The following is a 1,944-nucleotide window of genomic DNA, read 5'->3' on the forward strand; positions in this document are numbered from 1 at the left end:
GATCGCTGTAGTTCTGCTCGAACGGCGTGCGTGGTCTTGGCGCTGCCGTGAAGAACCTGGCCCATAGCGCTTCCCTCTCTTTGAAGGTCAATGATACGCCATCACACTGCGGGACTAAACACCTAGCTAGATGCACCATCCTTGCACCCGATTGCCGTGCCGCCCACTCATGCTGTTCCAAGGTTCCACTTGCACGCCCAAAGTCATCCGCGGCATTGAGTGCCAACCCCGGACGTTGTGACGCTTTTGGCAAAAGCTTTCCCGCTTCGACCATCGCGGGCTGCTTTGCCGAGCGTAGCAGCTTAAGGACGGTGCGACCCATCTCCGGATCCAGACCGGCCGCGACCCGCTCAGCCATGCGTCCAGTCATTCCGAGGCGCATTACCACGGCGAGACGCTGCTCGAAGTCGCCGCCGAATATCTCCTGCGCCGAAGCCTCACCAGGACCTTCCTGCTGCCACACCTCCGCCCGTGCATGCCAGACATAATCGGGTGCGAAGACGCCGAGAGCGTCCGAGGCCCAACTCCGGATTAGGTCAGGGCGACTCACGGCGAGAATTGCGACGTGGATGCCGCCCCAGTCGTGCCCGACCAGGTCGACCGGCTCGCGGAATTTCTCCAGCTGCGCTGTCAACCATTCTTGGTAGGCAGACACAGACGGCTCGAAATTGCGAGGAGCAGGGATACCGAAGCCAGGCGGAGAAATGGCGATCGCGTCGGCCCTGTCGAGTTCACCAATAAGCGGCCCCCAGATGGCGGCCGTCGACGGGTTACCGTGTATAAGAACAAGGGGGATACTAGACACGTAAGAACCTCAAAACTTGTTATTCGATAAGCAATGAACATGTCTTCGTCCTGTTACAACGAGTGTGCACTCAAGATTTGAGTGATGCTCTTGTAGGCCTTTCGTCCCGCATGGTACCGCCGAGAGCAACATGTCGGTGCAGCCATTCATGAGAAGGTAAGCAAGCGGCGACCTGCAGCGCGAGCGTTCTTGCATACGTGGGACGAGGAAATTGCCGCCGATCCCGTTTCGATGCCCCCCTACGCACAATAGGATGCCTACTTCCGGCGTCTGCTTGCCGAGAAGGTCGATTAAGAAGTTCGCAACGGCTCGGTCCGGGGTAACGCCGACTGCGAGGCGATGGCAGTTTTGCCCCTCGGTCTGCTACGCGGGGTCGCACTACAACGAATTTCAAGGCCACCCCCAGAGCAAGTCGACGAAATTACCGACGAAGCGCAGCGCGCTATTCAACTTGCGATGAAACCGTTTCGGAGGCGTATTGAACACTCACCTCGATGAGGGCAGCGGTGGCTCGGTTTGCCAACTGCCGCCAGCGCGACTTTCGCCCTGAAGGCCAAGCTGTGGTTCGGATGTGGTCTGTTGCTCATCGTCTGTCCTTGAGAGAGCCTACGTACTCAACTGCAGTTCAAACGTTTATTCTACCAGGTTGAGCGGCTTCATCCGTCCTATCATCTCGTCAATAACCGCCATGATCTCGTGCGGTGTATCGATGGCACGGAAATCCCCCGCCAGCTCTTGCGCGCGGCTGCGAAACGATGGTTCAGTGAGAAGGAGGTTGATTGCGTTTCCTATTTCGTCGCTGCTTGGCGGCACCGTAGATATCTCGATCCCGGCTCCCGACCATGCGACGCGTGCGCCGATCTCCGCCTTATCTTCAGAACGGCCGACCGCGAGAATTGGAACACCCGCCTGCAACGCGAGAGAGACAGTGCCGTAACCGCCGTTCGTAACGACTCCTGCCAAGCGGGGGATCAGCTCGGTGTAATCGACGAACGGTGCGATGAAGATATTGGGGCCTGTCGCAACTTTGTGCGCAAGTCGCAAAAGCCGCGTTTGGCCCGCAATCTTCAGGCTTCGTTAACCTTTTGTAGCCCGAAGATCTGCGCGACCAGATCGTTCTGACCGTTGATCGTCCACTC

General features: G+C 58.2%; 2 protein-coding genes. Both read right to left on the reverse strand.

The genetic code is table 11. From position 1 onward, the window contains the following. Nucleotides 1–805: alpha/beta fold hydrolase (locus tag DYI37_RS19700; RefSeq protein WP_116684978.1), on the reverse strand; the 805-nt coding region annotated here is incomplete at its 3' end. A gap of 633 nt (nucleotides 806–1,438) precedes the next feature. After that, nucleotides 1,439–1,849 carry a glycosyltransferase gene (locus tag DYI37_RS19705; protein WP_116684977.1) on the reverse strand — a complete coding sequence of 137 codons (411 nt, stop codon included), beginning with the start codon at nucleotides 1,847–1,849 and terminating at the stop codon, nucleotides 1,439–1,441. Nucleotides 1,850–1,944 lie beyond the last annotated feature (95 nt).

Source organism: Fulvimarina endophytica, from assembly GCF_003403015.1.
GTDB lineage: Bacteria > Pseudomonadota > Alphaproteobacteria > Rhizobiales > Rhizobiaceae > Fulvimarina > Fulvimarina endophytica.